Origin of the sequence: Marinifilum breve, assembly GCF_003202155.1 — a bacterium.
GTDB classification, from domain to species: domain Bacteria; phylum Bacteroidota; class Bacteroidia; order Bacteroidales; family Marinifilaceae; genus Marinifilum; species Marinifilum breve.
The window spans coordinates 449,961-472,039 of the sequence record NZ_QFLI01000003.1 but is presented as its reverse complement, the minus strand read 5'-3'; the positions used below and the strand labels follow the sequence as shown (position 1 = coordinate 472,039).

Genomic DNA, 22,079 nt, shown 5'->3' with positions numbered 1-22,079 from the left:
GATGAGTAATAAGGTAATTACTTTTGGAGAGATCATGTTGCGATTGGCAACACCGGGATATGAAAGATTCGCACAGGCGAAAGAATTTACTGCAACCTATGGTGGTGGCGAAGCGAACGTGGCTGTTTCTTTGGCAAACTATGGAATAGATGCAAGTTTTGTAACTCGTTTGCCTAAGAATGATATTGCACGTTCTTGTGAAATGGACCTGAAAAAGTATGGTGTTAACACAGAGCATATCGTATATGGTGGTGATCGTTTGGGAATCTACTTTTTGGAAACAGGAGCAGTTAGCCGTGGTAGTAAAGTAGTTTATGATCGTGCACACTCTGCAATTTCTCAAATCGAGAAAGGAATGATTGACTGGGACAAAGTGTTCGAAGGAGCAAATTGGTTTCACTGGACGGGTATTACCCCTGCTATTTCGCAAGGAGCAGCTGATGTTTGTTTAGAGGCGATTAAAGCAGCCAACGAAAGAGGAATTACTGTTTCTTGTGATTTGAACTATCGTAAGAATCTTTGGAAGTATGGTAAAACAGCTAATGAAGTAATGCCTGAGCTGGCTGCTGGTACCGATGTTATTCTGGGTAACGAAGAAGATGCAGCCATGGTATTGGGAATTCATCCTGAGGGTGTTGATGTAACAGGAGGTCACGTAGAAGCTGATGCTTACCTTTCTGTTTCTCAGCAAATCATGAAGCAATTCCCTCGTTGTAAAAAGGTAATTACAACTTTACGTGGGTCAATCAATGCAAACCATAACTCATGGTCGGGAGTCTTGTATGATGGAAAGGAATTGTTCAAAGCAAATAATACTTACCAGATTACTCACATTGTAGACCGTGTTGGTGGTGGTGATTCATTCATGGGTGGATTGATTTACGGATTGCTTACATGGCCAAATGATGATCAGAAAGCCTTGAATTTTGCTGTAGCTGCATCTTGTTTGAAACATACCATTTATGGTGATTACAACCAGGTAACTGTTGAAGAGGTTGAAAAGTTAATGGATGGTGATGCTTCAGGGCGTGTAGCAAGATAATTGAATTATAAATGAGGAATTATAAATTATGAATTAGTTGATATTGCATTAATGTAGAATGTTAACCCAATTAATAATTCATAACTCATAATTCATAATTGCAAAAGAATGGCAAGGTTTACTAGAATAGAAGTTGCTTTAAAGATGAAAGAGACAGGAATGATTCCTGTTTTCTTTCACAAAGATATAGAAGTGTGTAAGCAGGTGGTTAAGGCCTGCTACAATGGTGGTGCAAGATTATTTGAGTTCGTGAATCGTGGAGATTACGCTCATGAAATTTTCGCAGAGCTAAATAAATGGGCAGCTAAAGAATGTCCGGAAATGATGATGGGTGTTGGTTCGGTTATTGATGCAGGAACAACTTCATTGTACATTCAGTTGGGAGCTAACTTTGTAGTTTCTCCAATACTGAATGCAGAAATGGCAAAAGTTTGTAATCGAAGAAAGGTTGCCTGGTCTCCTGGTTGTGGTTCTCTTACCGAAATTTCATACGCAGAAGAGCTGGGAGCTGAAGTAGTGAAAATTTTTCCTGGTGCTCAGGTTGGTGGACCGGAATTCGTTAAGGCTGTTAAAGGGCCTTTCCCTTGGTCATCAATTATGCCAACAGGAGGTGTAAAGCCTGATGAAGAGAACTTGAAAGCTTGGTTTGACGCCGGGGTTCATTGCGTTGGAATGGGATCGCAGCTGATGATTAAAAAAGCGGATGGTTCGTTTGATTACGAAGCAATTGAAAAGGCCACAGCCAAAGCATTCGAAATTATTAAGAAATTGAGATAACCTGAGGAGAATAACCTCGTTAAAAGAAATTAATATGAGTGGAACAGGTTTAGAAAAGCCGGCAGGAAATTACAGATATAGAATTCTTGCCTTACTCTTTGCTGCAACAACCATTAACTATATGGATCGCAGTATTATGGGAGTATTAGGCCCTACTTTAATGGAGAAATTCAATTGGAGTAATGCCGATTATGGGTACATCAATATGGCATTTAAGGCTGCTTATGCCATTGGTATGGTATCAATGGGTGGTGTAATCGACCGATTTGGAACCAAGATTGGATATACACTATCAATTGCCATCTGGAGTATATTTGGTATGCTTCATGCAGCAGTGCGTCCTGCATTTGCATTGGTTGGATTTATTGGTGCCAGATTTGGTTTAGGAATCGGTGAAGCTGGTAACTTTCCTGCAGCGGTTAAAACGGTTGCTGAGTGGTTTCCAAAGAAAGACCGTGCTTTTGCAACAGGTATTTTTAATGCAGGTTCTAATGTAGGAGCAGTATTGGCTCCAGCAATTATTCCACTGGTAGTAGCTTCGAATGGAGATAACTGGCAGTTTGCCTTTTTGGTAACTGGTGCTTTTAGTGCAATTTGGGTAACGCTATGGTTGAGAACTTACAAGAAGCCGGAAGAGCATCCAAAAGTATCGAAAGAGGAGTTAGAATATATTTTACAGGATAACGATACCAAAGATGTTGAGAAGGAAGCTGAAAAATTGCCATGGTCTCGTGTATTGCCATTGAGACAAACATGGGCTTTTGCCATTGGTAAAATAACTGATGCAGTATGGTTCTTCTTTATGTTCTGGAGTGGTATCTTTTTCAAGCAAAAATTTGGATTAGATAGCATTAAAGAGTTAGGTGGAGCATTAGTGGTAATTTATCTTGTTGCTGACTTTGGAAGTATTGGTGGTGGATATTTGTCAAAATTCTTTATCAACCGAGGATGGAATTTGAACGCAGCACGTAAGGTTTCTTTATTAATTTGTGCTTTGTGTATTGCTCCAGTTGCATTTGCTGCATTAACCAGCAATGTTTGGATTGCAGTAAGTTTAATTGCTTTGGCTTCTGGAGGTCACCAAGCCTGGTCGGCAAACTTGTTTACCCTTGTTTCAGATGTAATGCCTAAAAAAGCGGTAGCTTCTGTAGTAGGTATCGGTGGAATGGTTGGTGCTATTGCAGGTATGTTGGTAGACTTTGCTTTAGGGACTGGATTAGATTCATCAGGAAACTCATTCTATTTCTGGATGTTCTTGGTTGCAGGTTTATTATATCTTGTGATTCTGGGAATCATACATTTAATGTTACCTAAATTGAAGCCATTAAACGAGGATTTGCAACTTAGCGAATAGCTTCAAAATAATTTTATAATTGACGATTGAATAATTGTTAATCTGTTTGGTTAAAGGCAAAGTTGCATTCATTGGAATCGACTTTGCCTTTTTTTAGATCTATTTAATAGAATTTATCAAGTAAAAATCAAGACTGTTAAATAGATAAAATAAGAATTGTTGGTAGTAATGTTTAATAGCAGTATATCAGATAGGTATACCGGTCTATTTAATTTTTGAATGCGCTAGGAAATGATTTAATTTGTTGCAACAAGAAAGACTAAATCTTGTTGTCCAAAAATACCTGTAACCTATGAAAAAAATCTTTCTTCTATTAGTTCTTTTGTTTGACATTTTGATGTGTCAGGCTCAGGATATCTATTTCGATCATCTTGACCTAAAAGATGGTCTTTCGCAGATATCGGTTACTACTATTGAACAGGATCATTTAGGAACCATGTGGATTGGTACTCGTGATGGATTGAATAGGTACAATGGCTATGAGATTGATGTTTTCAGACATGACAGAGAAAATCCCAATAGTTTATTGGGTAATAATATTCGTGACTTAAAGATTAATACTAAAAATCAAATCTGGATATTAACCTGGGAAGGCCTTTCTAGTATTAATATTGAGACTGAAGAAATTAAAAACTACCCACTTCCTGATGTCAATTGTTTTTATTTGGGAGCGGAGAATATTTGGGTAGGATCCAAAAGAGGATTATTGATACTTGATCAGGAGGAAGGAAAGTATCAATCGGCAAATCATATTTTACCAGAATCAACTGTTGTAACTGAAATTTATGAGAATGAAACTGGAGGGCTTTTCTTTGGTACGCTAAAGCGTGGCTTACTTCATTACAATAAGAATAATGGGAAGTTGATAACCATTTTAGAAGATGAAGTATCCTGTGTTTATAAAAGTAAAAACGATACCTTATGGGTAGGTACCAAAAATAAAGGAGTATATGCCATTCATGATGATAATGTTTTGGATCACTATACTCGGAAATCAGGCTTGGCACATGATGTAGTAAGGGATATTTGTGAGGATGATAATGGCAATATATGGATTGGGACATTTTTGGGAGTAAGTGTTTTGAATGTGAAAGAACAGAGCATTACTAATTATTACCAATCAGATAAGAATCCCAATGCATTAAGTCATAATTCTATTTATACCATGTTTCGCGATCAGGAAGGAAGCATATGGATAGGAACATACTTTGGAGGAATCAATATTTATAATCCCAAAACAAACATCTTCCGCTATTTTGTGGCGGATTCAGATCAAAATAAATCGATTAATTATCGTGTTGTTGGTTCCATGTTAGAAGATGATGATAAAAACTTGTGGATAGCAACAGAAGGTGGAGGAGTAAACTTTTATAACAGGAAAACAAAGCAATTCAAATATATTACGAAAGGAGAAGGGGTCAATAGTTTATCACATAACAATGCCAAAAGTTTGTACCTCGATAATCACAACAGGTTGTGGATTGGAACTCACCTTGGAGGATTAAATATGCTTGATATCAATTCAGGCAGAATAAAAAAATACTTAAAGAATGATAAGAATGAATTTTCGATTCCGAGTAATGTGATATCTGCCATTATTCCTTATAAGACGAAATTAATTTTAGGAACGAACCAGGGAGTTATATTGTTTGATCCTAAAACAGAAAGGTTTTCGGATTATTTCGAAGATGAAGATCAAAAACTATTGGTTGGACAAAAAATATTGGCTTTGTTGATCGATCGTAATGATCGCCTTTGGATTGGATCGGAAAGCAAAGGACTTAGTGTTCATGACCTGAATACTGGAAAGCTTAAGAATTATCGTCGAAATTTTAACGAAGCCAATAGCATTAGCAGTGATTTTATCTACCAGATTTACCAAGATCATATGCGACGTGTTTGGGTAGCCACTTCGGGAGGTGGTTTGAATAGATACCAACCCGAATCAGATGATTTTAAAATTTATTCGAGTGCAAATTATAACCTTCCTTCTGATTTTATTTATGGAGTGACCGAATCAAGATATGGTTTTCTGTGGGTGGCAACCAGCAAAGGAATAAGTAAGTTTGATGTTGAAGAAGAACGTTTTCAGGCTTATGATTACGAAAATGGATTCCCTTTGAGTGAAATCAATGAACGTGGTTTACAAATTACTTCGGATGGAGAAGTATTTGTAGGAGGTATTCAGGGGATGGTCTCATTCTGGGAGAAGGAATTGCAAAATCAGGAGATATCCCATTCTTTATATTTTACATCACTAAAGGTGAATAACAAGGAGGTAAAAGTTGGGGATGAAACTGGTATTTTAGAGAAAACCCTTCCTTTTACCTATCAAATCAATCTTAATTATAAGCATAGTGTAATTGAAATCGATTTTACCTCTTTTAATTACTTAAAAGCAAACAAGTCCAGATATCAATACAGGATGATTGGTTTTGACAACAATTGGGTAGATGCGGGTTACAAAAGATCTGTAGGTTATACCAACCTGTCGCCTGGCGATTATAAATTTGAGGTGAGAGAAACTCATAGAGATGGACAAATAGGAGCAACCACAAGCTTAGCGATTCGAATTGATCCTCCGTTTTACAATACTTGGTGGGCTTACATCATTTACTTGGCTATTGTAGTGCTTATTTTAATTTATGTGAATAGGATGCTTATTTCAAAGGCTATCCTTGAAGAGAATCTAAAAAAAGAACAGGTAGATAAAGAAAGAATTCGTGAGTTGAATCAATCCAAGCTGCGATTTTTTACCAATATCTCTCATGAGTTCAGAACCCCGCTTACGTTGATTCTTGGTCAGCTGGAAGCTTTACTTGACGAATCGAACCTTGCCCCTAAACTTTCCAATAAGCTCTTGGTTGCCTATAAGAATTCTTCAAGGCTCAAAAATCTTATTGATGAACTTCTTGAATTTAGAAAACAGGAGTTAGGGCACATGAAATTAAGAGTGAATGAGCACAACTTTATAGCTTTTGTCAAGACGATTTTCGATTCTTTTCATGAATATGCAAAAAAAAGAAATCTGAATTTCAAATTGGTCTGTCACCAAGATCAAATTCCTTTGTTTTTTGATGCTCGCCAGATGGAAAAAGTATTTTTTAATCTTCTTTCCAATGCCTTTAAATTTACTCCTGATGGAGGTTCTATATATGTTTTGGTTGATAACCATGAAGAAGACGTTGTGGTTAAGGTAATTGATTCCGGAGAAGGTATGCCTTCAGAATATATTGATAAGATTTTTGATAGATTTTATCAGGTAGACAATATCGGTCAGCAAAAACATCAACACCTGGGATCAGGAATTGGGTTGGCGCTTACTAAAGGGATTGTTGATTTACATGGTGGAAAAATACATGTAGAAAGTAAGCATGAAGAAGGTTCATGTTTTGAGATTCACTTGCCGAAAGGGAAAGGTCATCTAAAGGGAGAATTCGTTGTTTGGGATGAAGAACAATGTTTTGAAATTAACACAAATACAAAAATTTTATCAGATCCAACTGTCGAATCAGAGGTGAAAGATTTGAAAATGTTGGCATTGGGTAATAGTGCTACAGTTTTAATTGTAGAGGATAATGCAGAGGTTAGAGAAATGCTTTGTTCCTCATTTGAAGATGAATATACTATTGTTGCCGTTGAGAATGGAGAACAAGGACTTGAGAGAGCCAAAGAGCTGCAACCTGATTTAATTATAAGTGATGTGATGATGCCTGTAATGAGTGGTACAGATATGTGTCAGCAGTTGAAGAATGATATTACAACAAGTCACATTCCAGTTATTCTGCTTACAGCTAAAGATGCTTTGGAATATAAAATTGAAGGGATGGAGCTAGGAGCTGATGATTATATTACCAAGCCTTTTAATATGAAGTTTCTGCAGGCTAGGTGTCGAAATTTAATTAAATCACGAAGATCTTTACAGGATAAGTTCAGAACTAATCCAACGCTGGGAATTAAGAATATTACTTCAAATACTTTGGATGCAGAACTACTAGAAAAGGCCATTGCAATTGTAGACGAACATATGGATAATTCCAAATTTGATGTGAATACATTTGCACAGGAAATGTGTCTTGGAAGAACCAGTTTGTATGCAAAAATTAAAGGCATTACCGGACAAACACCTAATGAATTTATTTTGAGTAGCAGGCTGAAAAAGGCAGCCATCATGCTTAGATCGGAATCAGGAGTTAGCGTTTCGGAGGTTGCCTATGCTGTAGGATTTACTACTCCTCGTTACTTCAGTAAATGTTTTAGCGATCAATATAAGATTTCTCCTTCGAAATACGCCAAAGGGGAAAATCCAAATTAATGGATTGCTGCAATTTTACTGGACATACTTTAATGAACAGACTCGAATATCTGGTTCTATTGGTTTGAGTTTATTTAGGTCCCGAAATGTTCCGTTTAGGTTCGTTATTGTTCCATTTAGGTTCATGAACCCAAATGTGGGGTTTCTAATAGATCTGTTTAGGTTGGCAAACCCAAATTTGAGGTTCTCTAGCCTAAACGTTTTTATAAATAAGCAAAACAGTTCTATTCGAAACCTAAATGCTTCTATTGGCAACCGAAATGTGTCTATACAAAACCAAAATGCTTCTATTGGTAAACTATGCGCTTCAGTGCGGAATCCAATTACTTCTTTTAACAAGAAAATTGTATATGTTGGAATGAGTATACTTATTCTTTGGATCATAAAACCTATAATTTGATAGGTTATTTTTGTTTAAATTTCATTTCATTCCTGTGTGGTTTCTTAATAAATAACTTTCCACTGCATTCTAAGTATCCATAATCGTTCACTTGTGTGTATAATCGTCCATAAATCACACTATAAATTGCTTAAAGTCAGCTGGCGTATGATATTGGAGATGTTTTGAACGAAAGTACAAATGTTAATTATATACTGATTATACATTTATGCATTCGTTTGCGAAACCATAAGTTATACAAATATTCAAGAATCATGCAGACGGAGGTGAATAGATGGTTTCAAATACTGTCTTTGGGACCAGAATATTTGTATTGACTTAATTTACTAAACCCGGTTGGAGAGGTGTTCGAAATATGCAAAATGTTTTGAGTGCTATCTATACCTATAAACAATTTATGATCTAATGAAAAAAACTATTGGACTATTTGTAGCCCTATTTATAATGGGGATACAATTTCTACAAGCACAAGAACGATCCGTTACCGGAACCGTTACATTGGCTGAAGATGGATTAGGAGTGCCTGGAGCCTCTGTTATTGTGAAAGGAACTTCTATAGGAACTACTACTAATTTTGATGGAAAATATGTGTTATCAGTACCCGAAGGTAATGATGTTTTGATTTTTTCATTTGTTGGTATGAAATCACAAGAAATCCAAATAGGAAATCAGCAAACCATTAATGTAGAGTTGCAAGCTGATAATGTTGGATTGGATGAAGTGGTTGCCATTGGTTATGGAACCATGCGTAAAAGTGATTTAACAGGTGCTACTTCTCGAGTGTCAGCGGAATCAATTGTGGACATTCAAACACCAAATGTAAGTCAGGCATTGCAAGGAAAATTATCAGGGGTTTCTGTTCAATCTAATAGTGGAGCTCCTGGTGGAGATATCAAAATTAGAATTCGAGGAATCAACTCTATTAACGGGAGTAATGCTCCATTGGTAATTGTTGATGGATTTATTGGTCAATCACTTTCAGATTTAAATCCTAATGATATTGAATCATTGGAGGTTTTGAAGGATGCATCAGCAACTGCAATTTATGGATCTCGAGGTGCGAATGGTGTTATTCTTGTAACCACGAAAGGTGGAAAAGAAGGTAAATTACAGATTAGCTATAATGGTTATATGGGTATCCAGAAATTGGCCAATAAAATGGATTTGATGGATGCAGCTACTTATGCTGAAGTAATTAATGAAAAACGTACTCAAACAGGTGGATCTGAAGAATATACTGCTGAACAGATAGATGGATTCAAAAGAAATGGTGGAACAGATTGGCAAGATGAGGTTTATCGTACAGCTCTTACGCATAATCATGATGTCTCGGTAAGTGGGAAAAAGGATGGATTCAACTTTCTATTTTCTGGTCAATACCTAAATCAGGAGGGGATTCTTAAGAATTCAAATTTTGAAAGGTTTAGTTACCGTGCCAATGTAGATGTTGATCTGTCTGAGAAGCTAAAGATGGGTGTCCGTATTAACGGAATCCTAAGTAAGGATAGACCACACAAATTAAGCTGGCCAAATGGTTCTATTTCAAATGATGCGATTACCATGGAGCCTACTTTACCAATCTTCGATGAAGATGGAAATTATACACGTTCATCATCTGCTACAGTATCGAATCCGGTTGCTGATTATATGGAGCAAAACCATTATGTGGAAAATGTGAAGCAAAATTTAAATGCTTACTTCGATTATAAAATTTCAGACAAACTGAATCTGAGAGTTTCTGGAGGTTATAGCACCAGAGATTACGTATCTAACATGTATTCTAGTGTGAATACTTATGGCGGAGAAGGTGATAATGGGAGAGCAAATATTAATAATCGAAAAGAGGTTATTTGGCAGAATACCAATATTCTAACATATAAGGAGGAAGTAGGAAAGCATAAAATCAACATTACTTTTGTGAATGAGCAAACAGGATCGAAGACTCAAAAATCAGGATTGGGTGTGAAGAACTTTGATGTTGAAAATGGCTACTATGATGTATCCTTAGGTAAGGAACCACTTTCTCCTTCATCTTCATTTGTAGATTGGCAGTTGATGTCTTTCTTGGGACGTTTGAACTATGTGTACAACGATAAATATTTGTTTACACTTGCTATGAGAGCAGATGGTTCTTCGAAGTTTGCTGAGAATCACAAGTGGGGATATTTTCCAAGTGGATCTTTCGCGTGGCGTCTATCTGAAGAATCATTCATGAAAGACTTTGATTTTCTTGATAATTTAAAATTACGTTCAAGTTTTGGGATTACAGGTTCTCAGGCAACTGCACCTTACCAATCAAAAGGTTTGATGAGTACAGGAGTAAATTATCCTATTGATGGAACAAGTGTAAGTGTGGGTATTGCTCCTGCCCGTTCAAATAATCCATTCTTATCATGGGAGAAAACATCACAGGTTGATTTAGGGTTCGATTTGGCATTATTTAATGGGAAATTAACTCTTACTGCTGATTATTATTACAAGAAAACCAAAGATCTTTTACTTGAGGTAGCAGTTCCATATTATACTGGCTTTAAGTCAGAATTCAAGAACTTAGGTGAAGTAGAAAATAAAGGTATTGAGTTTGACTTAGGTACCAATCAAAGTTTCGGAGAATTAAAATGGAATAGTAATGTAACTGTTAGCATTAACCGAAATAAAGTTCTAGACCTAGGCGAAACAGAGAAGATTGTAATGGGTGATAATACGGCTCTTTCTATTATTCAAAAGGGAGAATCTCTAGGATTATTATACGGTTACAAATTCGATGGTGTATGGCAGCAGGATCAAGCCGATCAGGCAGCTGTTTATGGAAACAAACCTGGTGATGCAAAGTTTGTTGATTTGAATAATGATAATGCAATTACTGCGGATGATCGAACTATTATTGGTCATGGTTATCCAAAATGTACTATGGGATGGTCGAATTCACTTTCATACAAAAACTTCGACATGAATATCTTGTTTACAGCAACTTTTGGAAACGATATCAAGAATGAGGTTTATAGCCGTTCTATGGGATGGGGTAATCAGGATCCTACAAATGTTGATGTTCTAAATCGTTGGTCACCTGAAAATCCAAGTAATGAAATTCCAGCATTTAGTACTACCTACAAGACTTCTTATTTGGATAACTCTTCTGCAACGGTTCAGGATGGTTCATACATTCGTTTAAGCAATATTTCTTTAGGATATACATTTGATAAATCATTCCTACAGCGCTTTAATATTGAAAAGATGCGTGTATATGTAAGCGGACAAAACTTATGGACATCTACGAATTATAAAGGTTATGACCCAGAGGTAAATAATCCTGGCGGATCGGATAATTCCGACTATAGAGTTGGATTTGATCGAGCTCCTTACCCAATGGCAAAAGTTATCAATTTTGGTGTTAATCTTACTTTTTAAACTTACAATCACATGAAACGATTTATAAATAAATTAAATATTGGTTTTAGCTTGTTGATAGGAGCGAGCCTATTAGGAGGCTGTAGCTTTTTAGATGAAGAGGATACCTATCTATTAAGCCCAGATAATTACTTTTCTACAGAACAGGAGTTGGATGCTTCCATTTATCCAATTTATAATTACATCTATAAGGATGATGCCAGATTGCTAGGATTAAGTAGTCGTGGTTGGGGTTTGAATTGTGGTGCTGATGATATTACTTCAACACGTGGACTAAACAAACAAAGACTACTTGAGTTTGATGATTTTGAAGTTTCTACTGAGAACAACGATCTTGAGATGGTTTGGAAGGCTTTGTACAGAGGGATTGGTGCTGCAAATAATATCTTGAATAATCTTGATAGAATTCAAGAAATACCAATGGCTGATGAAGTAAGAGAAGCACGTATCGCAGAGGTGCGTTTTATGAGAGCTTTTGCTTATTTTAACCTTGTACGTTATTGGGGAGAAGTACCAATTGTAACAGAGTTGTTGAATGGTGGAGATGCACAGAATGTAAAAAAATCATCTATTGAAGATGTATATGATTTTATTTTAACTGATGCATTGGAAGCAGAAAAAGGGTTGCCTGTAGAACAATCAGAGAAAGGGCGCCCTACATTAGATGCTGCAAGAACACTTATTTCATATGTGTATTTGCATATGGCAGGTTGGCCTCTTGAAAAAGGGACTGAATATTACCAGAAGGCTGCCGACAAGGCCAAGGAGATAATTGATGCTGCAAACTATCAATTAGAAAGTAATTTTTCTACGCTTTGGAGTTATGCAGATCAATTGACCGAAAAAGAGCATATTTTCGCGTTTTATCCTGATTTTGCTTCTAGTAGAAACTATGGAAGTTTTGGAAATAAAGCTTTTAGAGGTAAGGATGAAGGTGGATGGAGAGAAGTTCTTGTAGAAAAAGAGTTTGCTCGTAACTATCCTAACGATAACCGTAAGGAATGGACCATCTATGAAACCATTAAATATGACAAGAAGGGGAATTTGATGCCTGAGTCTAAATGGTTTTCTTGGGAGAATTCTGTGGAAGCACATCCTTTCATTGCAAAATTTAGAGATATTGGTGGTGCTACTTGGAAAGAAGCTACTTCTAACTGTTTGTTCCCGATTTTCCGTTATGCTGATGTTTTGTTGATTTATGCTGAAGCCGCTAACTTGGCAGAGGGATCTCCATCAGCTGAAGCGTATGCTGCATTGTGGGAAGTACAAGATCGTGCTTACCTGGGAAGCGCAGATGAAGCTCAAAAACTTGGTGCTGGAGCTACAAAAGAACAATTTGATGCTGCGGTACTTCAGGAGCGAGCTTGGGAATTTGCATTCGAAATGAAGCGTTGGCACGATTTAGTTCGTCGTAAGATGGTAAAGGAAGCAAATATGAATCATGCTGATGAGCGAAGTGACTTCGATCCTTCCACAATTACAGAAAACAAATATTTATTCCCTACGCCAGCCAGAGATATTCTTATTAATCCAGATTTATAATAAAAGGAAGTCGGTACAATTTGTACCGACTTTTTATTTTCTATTTCTTTCCCATATCCTCAGAAAAGGAATAGTTTTCTATTTAGTTGATCTAATACAGAATATTTAGGATCAATTCCCAAATGCAATTCCTGCCTTTTATAAGCTGTTTTTATATCACATTGTTATATAACTAGTTTGAGAAGTTTTGAACTTTGATATTTTTGCATCCAAAATTATTCATCAATAGGTGAAAAACGTTTGCTTAGTTGGATTTTCGTACTTGAAGTGTACATACTGAATGATATTGGACATGTTTTGAATAAAAATGTCACATAGGCTGATATCAGCAAAGATACATTTACGCAGTCGTTTTCGGAACGATCTTGGAAATCTTATACTAATCTAATATCAAAACGTAATTCAATGAATTATTCAAAAAAGTGTAAAAACAAATGGCGTTTTGGATCCAAATGGTTGGCAGTGGCATTAGCCTTGCTTTCAGTAGTTGCATATTCATGCGATGATGAAAGTGATTCTGCAGATGATATTTTGGTTCCAAGTGGTTTGCGTTATGCTTCAGTTACCGAAGTGTATGAAGGTAAAGGAATGGAATCTGCACAACCTGTGATTTTTTCCGATTCTCAACCTATATTCGAAATTGCAGGTGGAGTTGCAGAAGACAATGGTGTCTACATTGAAGATGTATTTACTATTAAGGATTCAACAGGTGTAATTAAACTTGCCAATGACAATGAGTTGGTTGCAGGATTATACAAGTTGGATATTAAAGTTACGAACAAGGCAGGGGAAGGAAATTTTGCTTCGGCATTTGAATTGAGAATTTTACCAAGTTCAATCGAAGGCCTACAATATGCTCCTTTTAAACAGACTATTGTACGCGGAGTAGAAGGTCAGAAAACAACTAAACCTGTGTTCAAAGGAACAAAGCCTGCAACATTCTCTTTGATTGAGGAAAGCAATTTTGTAATTGATGCAGCTACAGGTGAAATCTCTCTTCCTGTTGATTCAGATCTTGAGGCAGGTAATTACAAGTTGAGTGTTAAGGTTAGCAATATCGCTGGAGATACAGAATTTAGCGAGGTGGTAATGGTTAATTTGGAGACCAAGCCTTATAGTTTAGTATACACACCTCAACAATATCTTGACGTACAACAAAAGCAAGCAAAGAAAAGTGCAGCTCCAACAGTAAAAGGTACAGGTCCGTTTACATATGCTCTGAAGGATAATTATGGCGAATTTACGATTGATGAAAATACAGGGGTGATTTCATTACCTGAGAATCATGCGCTAGAAATTAATGATTACCCATTAACAGTTGTAGTAACAAATACTCATGGAAGTGTGGAATTTGAAAATGCAGTTTCTTTCCAAATTGTTGAGATCAAAGCTGTACTACCATCAGATCTACAGTACTCAACTACTTCTTATATTGTAAATGAAGGTTTTGCATTTGAATCAACACAGCCAACTGTGGTAGGTACAACACCAATTACCTATGCATTGGTTGATGATAAAGGAGCGTTTGCAATTGATGCTGCTACTGGAGTTATCAGTCTTGCAAAAGACAATACTCTTGCGGTAGGAGATTACACTCTATCTGTTAAAGCAACAAATGTAAAAGGTGAAGTTACATTTGCTGATGTGATTACTGTTACTATCCAAGTAGCAACACCAGAAGTTGTTTTCGAAGATGGATGGGATGCATTAAGTGCTGTTACTGGCGAAAAGAACCTAGGTAACATGAAAGAAGTGAGCTTGGAGACAGATCCAGTTCAGGCAAGTAATAATAAGTGGAACTACGGTTGGGGTAACTGGGGCGTTAAAGATGCAAATAATGAAAGTGCCAGAGGAGCAATCATGATTCCAAAGAAATCTGTAAATGATGATTGGTTGTATGCTGAGAATATTGATTTGACCAATTACATCAATTCTCAATTGGATTTTGCAGCTTATTCTAAATATGGAACTGATGCGAATAATACTCTAGAGCTTGTAATTTCTGAAAACTTTGCAGGCAATGTAGAAACAGCTACTTGGATTAATCTAAACTTTGCATCTGTTCATAATTTCGCCTTTTCTCAGGCAAGAACCATTGATTTAAGTGCATATGATGGCAAAATTGTTACCATTGCATTTCGCCACAAAAGTTTCTTGATTCCTGAGGATAATGGAGATCCTAAGAATCTTTCCAGAACTACATATATACAGGATTTCAAAGTAAGTGGTTTAAGAAAATAAAACCTTTGAATAGATGATTCTAAAGAGATTAAAATATAAAAGAATGATATCAGCAGGAATGCTGATATCAATTCTGTTACTTTCTTCGACGGGAGCTTGGGCTGTTAACAAATCTTCTAAGAAGAATAAAGGAAAAAAAGTTGTTCTTTTTGAAGATGGTTGGCAAGAACTAAAGCCTGTTGAAGGAGAGAGTCAAACCGGAAACTTTTCTCCTGTAAGTTTACAAGGAGAGCCAGAACAAGCAGATAACAAAAAGTGGAATGCTGGCTGGGGAAATTGGTCGGTTACTGGTGTTGATGGAGAATCTAAGCGAGGTGTAATTATGGTGCCGAATCGTATGGAGAATGATGATTATTTGGTATCCACCGAAATAGAACTTAAGAACTGTAAAAAGGCAGAATTACTGGTTGAAGCTTACTCTAAATACGGTACTGATAATGTTAATGAATTGAAGGTACTGATTTCTGCGAACTACAATGGTGATGTTGAAACTGCCCAGTGGGATGAATTGTGGATGGAAAGTATTCACAAGCAAAAGCAAGCGGTTGAACGAAAGATAAGTTTGAAGAAATATTTGGGCAAAAATGTTGTAATTGCATTCCGATCGGTTCAGTCGGGTAAGTCTGTAAAGAACATGACCAGAACGACATTCTTATCGAAAGTGAATGTTACTGCAGTATGTAAATAATATGAATTGAAGAATCTTAATTTGTGAAAATGAACTTCATAAAATCAAATAACAGAATAAGTAGCGTAATGAAATACTTTTTGGTATTGGCGCTTACATTTACCACTAGTATTTCCTTTGCACAAGGGAAAAAGGTTAGAGGAATTGTTTTCGATGATACGGGTGTTGAACTTCCAGGGGTTAGCGTTCTAGAAAAGGGAACTACCAATGGTACCATCACCTCTATTGATGGAAAATTTGAATTTAAAGTTGGAAAGAATGCTACAATTGTAGTTTCGTTTATTGGTTTCGAGACACAGGAAATTAGTGTTGGAAATAAAACTGATTTCAAGGTAGAATTGGCTCCGGCAATGCAACAGTTGGACCAAGTTGTGGTTGTTGGTTATGGTACCAAGAGTGTGAAAGATGTTACCGGATCAATTGTATCAGTTCGTCCTGATGAGTTGGCAAAAGCTCCTGTAGCAAACTTCGATCAGGCACTATCTGGTCGCATGGCAGGGGTGCAAGTAACCAACACAGATGGTCAGCCAGGTTCTGGTATGCAAATTGTAATTCGTGGTGCCAACTCGGTAACAGGAGATAACTCACCTTTGTATGTTGTTGACGGTATTCCAATGGAGAGTTTTGATCCAGGTATGATCTCTACTCGTGACATTGAAAGTTACGATGTATTGAAAGATGCTTCTGCTTCTGCAATTTATGGATCTCGTGGTGCTAATGGTGTTATCATTATTACAACTAAAGGTGGTAAAGTTGGTCCTTCGAAGGTAAGAGTAAATTCGTCGGTGGGTGTTCAATGGATTCAGGAAAGACTAGATGTGATGAATCCTTATGAATTTGTTTTGTTGCAACAAGAAGTGGCAAATGCTAAAGGTGGTACTTCAATCGATGATTTTAAAGAGCACTGGGTAGATCCTGAATTGTATAGAAATGAAAAGGGAACCAATTGGCAGGATAAAATCTTTCGTGAGGCAGTGATACAAAACCACAATGTTTCAATGAGTGGTGGAAACGCGAAAACAAAGCATTACGTTTCTTTCGATTTTCTTAATCAAGAAGGAACCATGATAGAAACAGGATATGAGAAATACAACGGAAGATTGAAGCTTGATCACAACCTTACAGATAAAATAAAGGTTGGTGTGAATATGAACTATTCTGTAATGAAGCAGACTGGTGATAAAGTATCCGGTAACAACAGAGTAAGTATTCTTGCGGATGCGATTACTTTCCGTCCTGTAGAGCCAATCAATGACGATGGTTTGCAAAACGGTATCGATTTGGAAGATCCAAACAATATGCGTTTTAACCCAGTTAAAACTTTGAAAAATACTGATAGACAAACTGACTGGAATGTATTCCGCGCTAATGCCTATGCAGATTTTACATTGGCTAAAGGTTTGAACTTGAAAATGACAGGTGGATATGTATCAGATAACAGACGTCAGGAATTGTTCTATGGTCAGGAAACATTGGAAGGATACAAAGGAGCAAATGGTATTAATGGTACTTTAACTGATAGAAGATACTATACTCTTTCTACTTCTAATGTATTGACTTACAAAACTAAGTTTAAATCTCACAAACTGACAGGTTTGTTAGGATATGAATTTATTACAAAGAACAGTGATTGGTTCAGAGCTAAGAACACTCACATGCCATTGGATAACCTTGGTGTTGACAATATTGGATTGGGAGAACAACCTATCGTTCCTGAATCATATGCTGAAAAGTCAACCATCATGTCTTATTTTTCTCGTGTTGATTATTCATTCCGTGAGAAGTATTTGTTAACGGCATCTTTCCGTATGGATGGTTCATCTAAGTTTAGAAACGGAAACAAGTGGGGATATTTCCCATCTTTCTCTTTTGGTTGGAGAATGATTGAAGAATCTTTTGTGAAAGACTTGAACTTGTTCTCAAACTTGAAATTAAGAGCAGGTTGGGGTGCAACAGGTAATAACAGAATTCCTACTTACTCAGCACACAGCCAGATGAATGCTGATATTTCCAATGGTTACAATTTTGGAGGTCAATATTCAAAAGGGATTTACATGACCAACCTTGCAGATAAGAACCTAAAATGGGAAACTACCTATCAGTACAATGCTGGATTGGATATGGGATTCTTTGATAACCGTTTATCTGTAAACGTTGATGTTTACAAGAAGAATACAGTGGATTTGTTGTTACGTAGATCTATGGCGCCATCTTCTTCATTCAAGAGTGTAATCACCAACGTTGGGGAAATTGAAAACAAAGGTTTGGAGTTAGCAATTACATCGAGAAATATTGATAAGGAAGACTTCAAATGGACAACCAACTTTAATATTTCATTCAACCGCAACAAAGCAGTTAAATTGAATGATGGAGAATCTTTCATGCTTACCAATCCTGAGTGGAACTATAAGTATACAGAATATCAGTACATCACTGAAGTTGGTTCTCCTGTAGGCCAAATCTACGGTTTGCAGTCGGATGGATTGTATCAGGTGGAAGACTTTGACTACGTAAATGGAGATGGTTATGTATTGAAACCAAATATAGCTGATAATGGAGGAGCTGTTGTTCCTGGATCAGTAAAATACAAGGATTTAAATGGTGATTTAACCATCGATGAGCGTGATAGAACTGTAATTGGTAATCCGGAACCAAAGCACTTTGGTGGTATTAACAATACTTTCAAATACAAGAACTGGGATTTCTCATTCCTTTTCCAGTGGTCATATGGTAACGATATCTTAAATGCAAACAGAATTGTATTCGAGAGTCCATCGATTAAGGAAAACCATAACTTCTATGCTTCTGTGGCGGATCGTTATACTCCAACAAATCCAAGCAATGATATTCATATTATCAGAGGTGAGAAGGCCATTTTAGGTTATGCTCCTGAAGGAAATAAAGTTTCTGATAGAGTAGTGGAAGATGGTTCATACCTAAAACTAAAAACAGTTTCGTTGGGATATAACTTTAGCAAGGAGTTCTTAAAGAAAACATGTTTCTCTCAGGCAAGAGTATATGCTTCGGCACAGAATCTTTGGACTTTGACTAATTATTCAGGTTACGATCCTGAAGTTTCTGTAGGAAAATTTGGAGCATTAACTCCAGGTTTAGATTATTCGGCTTACCCAGTTAGTACAACTGTAACTTTTGGTGTCGACCTAACATTTTAATTAAATGATTATGAACTGTCATTTCGGGTTCAGGCTCGAAATGGCATTTTAAAAATAAAATCAAATGAAAAGATCATTTTTTATCATATTAACACTTTTAACAGTTCTGTTTGCTTCTTGTGAATCAGAATTGGATCAGAGCCCGCTTTCTACCATAAGTCCTGATAATTTTTACAGGAATGAGGCAGATTGTAGATTAGCCTTGAATGCGGTTTACAGTGATATAGGTAACCGATATACTTATGGAGAGCAATTGCCAATTCAGTTTATGGTTGGTACCGATGAGGCTGTTTTCTCAAGATCTTATAATTCATGGACTGTTGGACTTTACATCCACAATGCTTCAACTGTTGATTTGGAAAATACATGGAGAACTTTGTATAGAGGAATTAATAGTGCTAATATATTGCTTGAAAATTTACCAAATGCTGATTTTAGCGATGAGAGTAGAAAGTTAAGATATGAAGCGGAAACTCGCTTTATAAGAGCTTTTTATTATTTCGAGTTGGTTCGATGGTGGGGAGGAGTTCCTCTAAGAACAAGCTCGGTTGGAGATGCTGCATCGAATGATATTGCTCGTACTTCGGCTGATAAAATTTATGAGTTTATTATTACTGAATTGGAAGCTAGTGCGCCAAACTTACCTTTACCTTCAGAGGAGCTGGAATATGGTCGTGTGAGCAGAACTGCAGCATGGGGATTATTGGCAAGAGCATATTTGACCAAAGCTGGTGTACCTTTGCAATTATTACCTGAAGAATCATATGGAAAAGTAATTGAGTATTGCGATTTAATTATTGATAGTGGTGAGCACAATTTGATTGCGAATTATGAAGATGTATTCCTTAATGAAATTACAGGAGTTAATGATGATACAGAAGTAATTTTTGAGGTTCAGTTTGAAAATCAAAGAGCATCAGGTATTCAGGAAGATGGAAAGCATGGAAACCTGAATGGAATCATGTGTCAGCAAAAAGATTCTCCTTATGGATATGCCTTTACTTATGCAGGTCTTTCTCTAATCAATTCGTATGATCAGAATAATGATGATCGTTACGATTGGAATATTGCCGACTTTAAAATTGACAAGAAAGGTGCAGTTAAAACTCAAAAGAACAGATATGAATGGTTCCCGGGAAAATTCAAAAGAGTTCAAAAAGTTACCAATGCTGATGGATCTCTAGGTTGGGAAGGATTAGAACCTGGTGATATTGATAAAAATTATACAGGAATTAATTTCCCAATTCTTCGATATGCTGATATTCTATTAATGAAGGCAGAAGCTTTAAATAATTTAAATAGAACTTCAGAAGCGATTCCTTATTTGAACATGATTCGTAATCGTGCAGGATTGGCCGATATTGATGCTTCGTTGGTTTCATCTGTAGCTGATTTCCACGAAGAGTTGATGACAGAGAGATTAAGAGAGTTCTGTTTTGAAGGGATTCGTAAGCATGATTTAATCCGTTGGGGTGTATTAGTTGAGAAGCTACAAGAGCTAAAAACTGAAATGCAGGCTGCTAATATTGCTTCATCTAGAGAATGGTTGTACAGATCATCGGATAATGTAGAAGAGAAACATTATTTGTTGCCAATTCCATTGAAGGAGATGAATGAAAACAAATTAATCGAACAAAATCCACTTTGGAAATAAAACACAAAGAAACCGGGTGCTACTCGGTTTCTTTAATTCAAATTTAAGAAAAGGAAAAATAATGCGTTTTATTTCAATAGTGATCATTGCGATGACAATTTTTGCATGTCAATCCAATAAAGGAAAACAGGCAGAAGAGAAGAGCAAGCTGATTGCAAATCAAATTTTTCAAGAAGAATTAGAGGTGGATCTTCAAGAGGAAATGGAGTTTTGCGAGGAACAGTTGAAAAAATCAGTTGTTGTTAATAGTGATTACACAACTCATCCTCGTTTAATTGAACTTGGAGAACAACATTGGAAGATGCCAAAGAATGATGTCCTTCTTTGGACGGTTGGATTCTATCCTGGAATTCTTTGGCAGATGTATGATGTTACTAAGAATGATTATTGGAAGGAAGAGGCTCTGAAGAGGACCTTGCCTTTGGAACCATATAAGTTCAATAAAGAGCATCATGATGTTGGATTTATGATGTATTGCTCTTATGGACAGGCTTATAGATTGACAGGAAAGAAGGAATACAAGGAAGTGTTAATCGAATCAGCCAATTCTCTAATAACAAGATACAACCCTAAAGTAGGTACGATTAAATCGTGGTCTAATGAGTTGCATCCACAATGGAAACAGCACATTACCATTATTGATAACATGTTGAATCTAGAGTTGTTATTTTGGGCTTCGAAAGAAACTGGTGATCCGAAATACAAGGATATTGCAGTTAAGCATGCCGAAACAACAATGAAGCACCATTTTAGAGATGATTTTAGCACTTATCATGTGGTAGAGTATGATGAGAATACTGGTAAGGTTAGAAACAAAAACACCTCACAAGGATTTGCAGATGAAAGTGTGTGGGCCAGAGGACAAGCATGGGCACTTTATGGTTATACAATGGTATACCGTGAAACAGGAGATAAAAAGTTTTTGGACTTTGCCTTGAAAGTGTCTGATCGATTCATAGCAGGATTGCCAAAGGATCACATTCCATACTGGGATTTTGATCTAACAGGAAAAGAAGGTGAACCTCGTGATGCTTCTGCCGCTGCAATTGCAGCATCTGGTTTAGTTGAATTGAGTAGTTTGCTGAAAGATGCTAAATTGAAGAAGAAGTATTGTGCAGCTGCAGATGGAATTCTGAATTCATTGGCTTCTTCAGCTTATTCGGCAAGAGGTGTTAACGATGCATTCTTGCTTCACAGTACAGGTGCAAAGCCGCAAGGAAATGAAATTGATGTAGCTTTGGTGTATGCCGATTATTATTATTTGGAAGCCTTGCGTAGACGAAAAGCCATGGAAAGATCCATGTAAGAATCAATAAAATTCAGATAAGCTTAATTTGAATTTAAAATAGTGAGAATGTTAAGCCTGGAGGCTGATGCATTTATTTGGTATAAAGCTCTCTAAGGTATTATTCTTAGAGAGCTTTTTTAATATCTCTGTAAATTGATTTCATCTCAGAAAAGGATGCATTATTTTTGTAGTTTCCG

Annotated in this window: 11 protein-coding genes; all 11 read left to right on the top strand. The window is 36.6% G+C overall.

Features of this window, described 5'->3' with window-relative positions:
• The first annotated feature begins 1 nt into the window (after position 1).
• The 11 genes from DF185_RS09575 (at position 2) to DF185_RS09520 (ending at position 21,900) form a co-directional block, all read left to right on the top strand.
• Complete coding sequence (locus DF185_RS09575; protein ID WP_110360517.1) at positions 2-1,042, top strand: sugar kinase; 1,041 nt, start codon at positions 2-4, stop codon at positions 1,040-1,042.
• A 108-nt stretch (positions 1,043-1,150) separates the two neighbouring features.
• Positions 1,151-1,819 carry a bifunctional 4-hydroxy-2-oxoglutarate aldolase/2-dehydro-3-deoxy-phosphogluconate aldolase gene (locus DF185_RS09570; RefSeq protein WP_110360516.1) on the top strand — a complete coding sequence of 223 codons (669 nt, stop codon included), beginning with the start codon at positions 1,151-1,153 and terminating at the stop codon, positions 1,817-1,819.
• A gap of 34 nt (positions 1,820-1,853) precedes the next feature.
• On the top strand, positions 1,854-3,173 hold the full coding sequence (locus tag DF185_RS09565; RefSeq protein ID WP_110360515.1) for an MFS transporter: 1,320 nt from the start codon (positions 1,854-1,856) through the stop codon (positions 3,171-3,173).
• Between the two features lie 292 nt (positions 3,174-3,465).
• A complete protein-coding gene (locus DF185_RS09560; RefSeq protein WP_110360514.1) occupies positions 3,466-7,488 on the top strand; it encodes a hybrid sensor histidine kinase/response regulator transcription factor in 4,023 nt (1,340 codons plus the stop codon).
• A gap of 805 nt (positions 7,489-8,293) precedes the next feature.
• A complete protein-coding gene (locus DF185_RS09550; protein WP_110360512.1) occupies positions 8,294-11,296 on the top strand; it encodes a SusC/RagA family TonB-linked outer membrane protein in 3,003 nt (1,000 codons plus the stop codon).
• 12 nt (positions 11,297-11,308) lie between these two features.
• Positions 11,309-12,838 carry a RagB/SusD family nutrient uptake outer membrane protein gene (locus tag DF185_RS09545; protein ID WP_110360511.1) on the top strand — a complete coding sequence of 510 codons (1,530 nt, stop codon included), beginning with the start codon at positions 11,309-11,311 and terminating at the stop codon, positions 12,836-12,838.
• Between the two features lie 405 nt (positions 12,839-13,243).
• Complete coding sequence (locus DF185_RS09540) at positions 13,244-15,079, top strand: surface glycan-binding family protein (RefSeq protein ID WP_110360510.1); 1,836 nt, start codon at positions 13,244-13,246, stop codon at positions 15,077-15,079.
• 13 nt (positions 15,080-15,092) lie between these two features.
• Positions 15,093-15,767, top strand: a complete 675-nt coding sequence (locus DF185_RS09535; protein ID WP_110360509.1) for a choice-of-anchor J domain-containing protein — start codon at positions 15,093-15,095, stop codon at positions 15,765-15,767.
• A 29-nt stretch (positions 15,768-15,796) separates the two neighbouring features.
• Positions 15,797-18,940: a SusC/RagA family TonB-linked outer membrane protein gene (locus DF185_RS09530; RefSeq protein WP_110360508.1), complete on the top strand. Its 3,144-nt coding sequence runs from the start codon at positions 15,797-15,799 to the stop codon at positions 18,938-18,940.
• Between the two features lie 64 nt (positions 18,941-19,004).
• On the top strand, positions 19,005-20,594 hold the full coding sequence (locus tag DF185_RS09525; protein WP_110360507.1) for a RagB/SusD family nutrient uptake outer membrane protein: 1,590 nt from the start codon (positions 19,005-19,007) through the stop codon (positions 20,592-20,594).
• Between the two features lie 91 nt (positions 20,595-20,685).
• A complete protein-coding gene (locus DF185_RS09520) occupies positions 20,686-21,900 on the top strand; it encodes a glycoside hydrolase family 88 protein (protein ID WP_110360506.1) in 1,215 nt (404 codons plus the stop codon).
• The last annotated feature ends 179 nt before the right edge of the window (positions 21,901-22,079 follow it).

Bases quoted from the DNA above. Each gene is read 5' to 3' on its own strand.
- DF185_RS09525 (WP_110360507.1), top strand. From the start codon at position 19,005: ATGAAAAGATCATTTTTTATCATATTAACACTTTTAACAGTTCTGTTT.
- DF185_RS09535 (WP_110360509.1), top strand. From the start codon at position 15,093: ATGATTCTAAAGAGATTAAAATATAAAAGAATGATATCAGCAGGAATG.
- DF185_RS09545 (WP_110360511.1), top strand. From the start codon at position 11,309: ATGAAACGATTTATAAATAAATTAAATATTGGTTTTAGCTTGTTGATA.
- DF185_RS09540 (WP_110360510.1), top strand. From the start codon at position 13,244: ATGAATTATTCAAAAAAGTGTAAAAACAAATGGCGTTTTGGATCCAAA.
- DF185_RS09565 (WP_110360515.1), top strand. From the start codon at position 1,854: ATGAGTGGAACAGGTTTAGAAAAGCCGGCAGGAAATTACAGATATAGA.
- DF185_RS09560 (WP_110360514.1), top strand. From the start codon at position 3,466: ATGAAAAAAATCTTTCTTCTATTAGTTCTTTTGTTTGACATTTTGATG.
- DF185_RS09530 (WP_110360508.1), top strand. From the start codon at position 15,797: ATGAACTTCATAAAATCAAATAACAGAATAAGTAGCGTAATGAAATAC.
- DF185_RS09570 (WP_110360516.1), top strand. From the start codon at position 1,151: ATGGCAAGGTTTACTAGAATAGAAGTTGCTTTAAAGATGAAAGAGACA.
- DF185_RS09575 (WP_110360517.1), top strand. From the start codon at position 2: ATGAGTAATAAGGTAATTACTTTTGGAGAGATCATGTTGCGATTGGCA.
- DF185_RS09520 (WP_110360506.1), top strand. From the start codon at position 20,686: ATGACAATTTTTGCATGTCAATCCAATAAAGGAAAACAGGCAGAAGAG.
- DF185_RS09550 (WP_110360512.1), top strand. From the start codon at position 8,294: ATGAAAAAAACTATTGGACTATTTGTAGCCCTATTTATAATGGGGATA.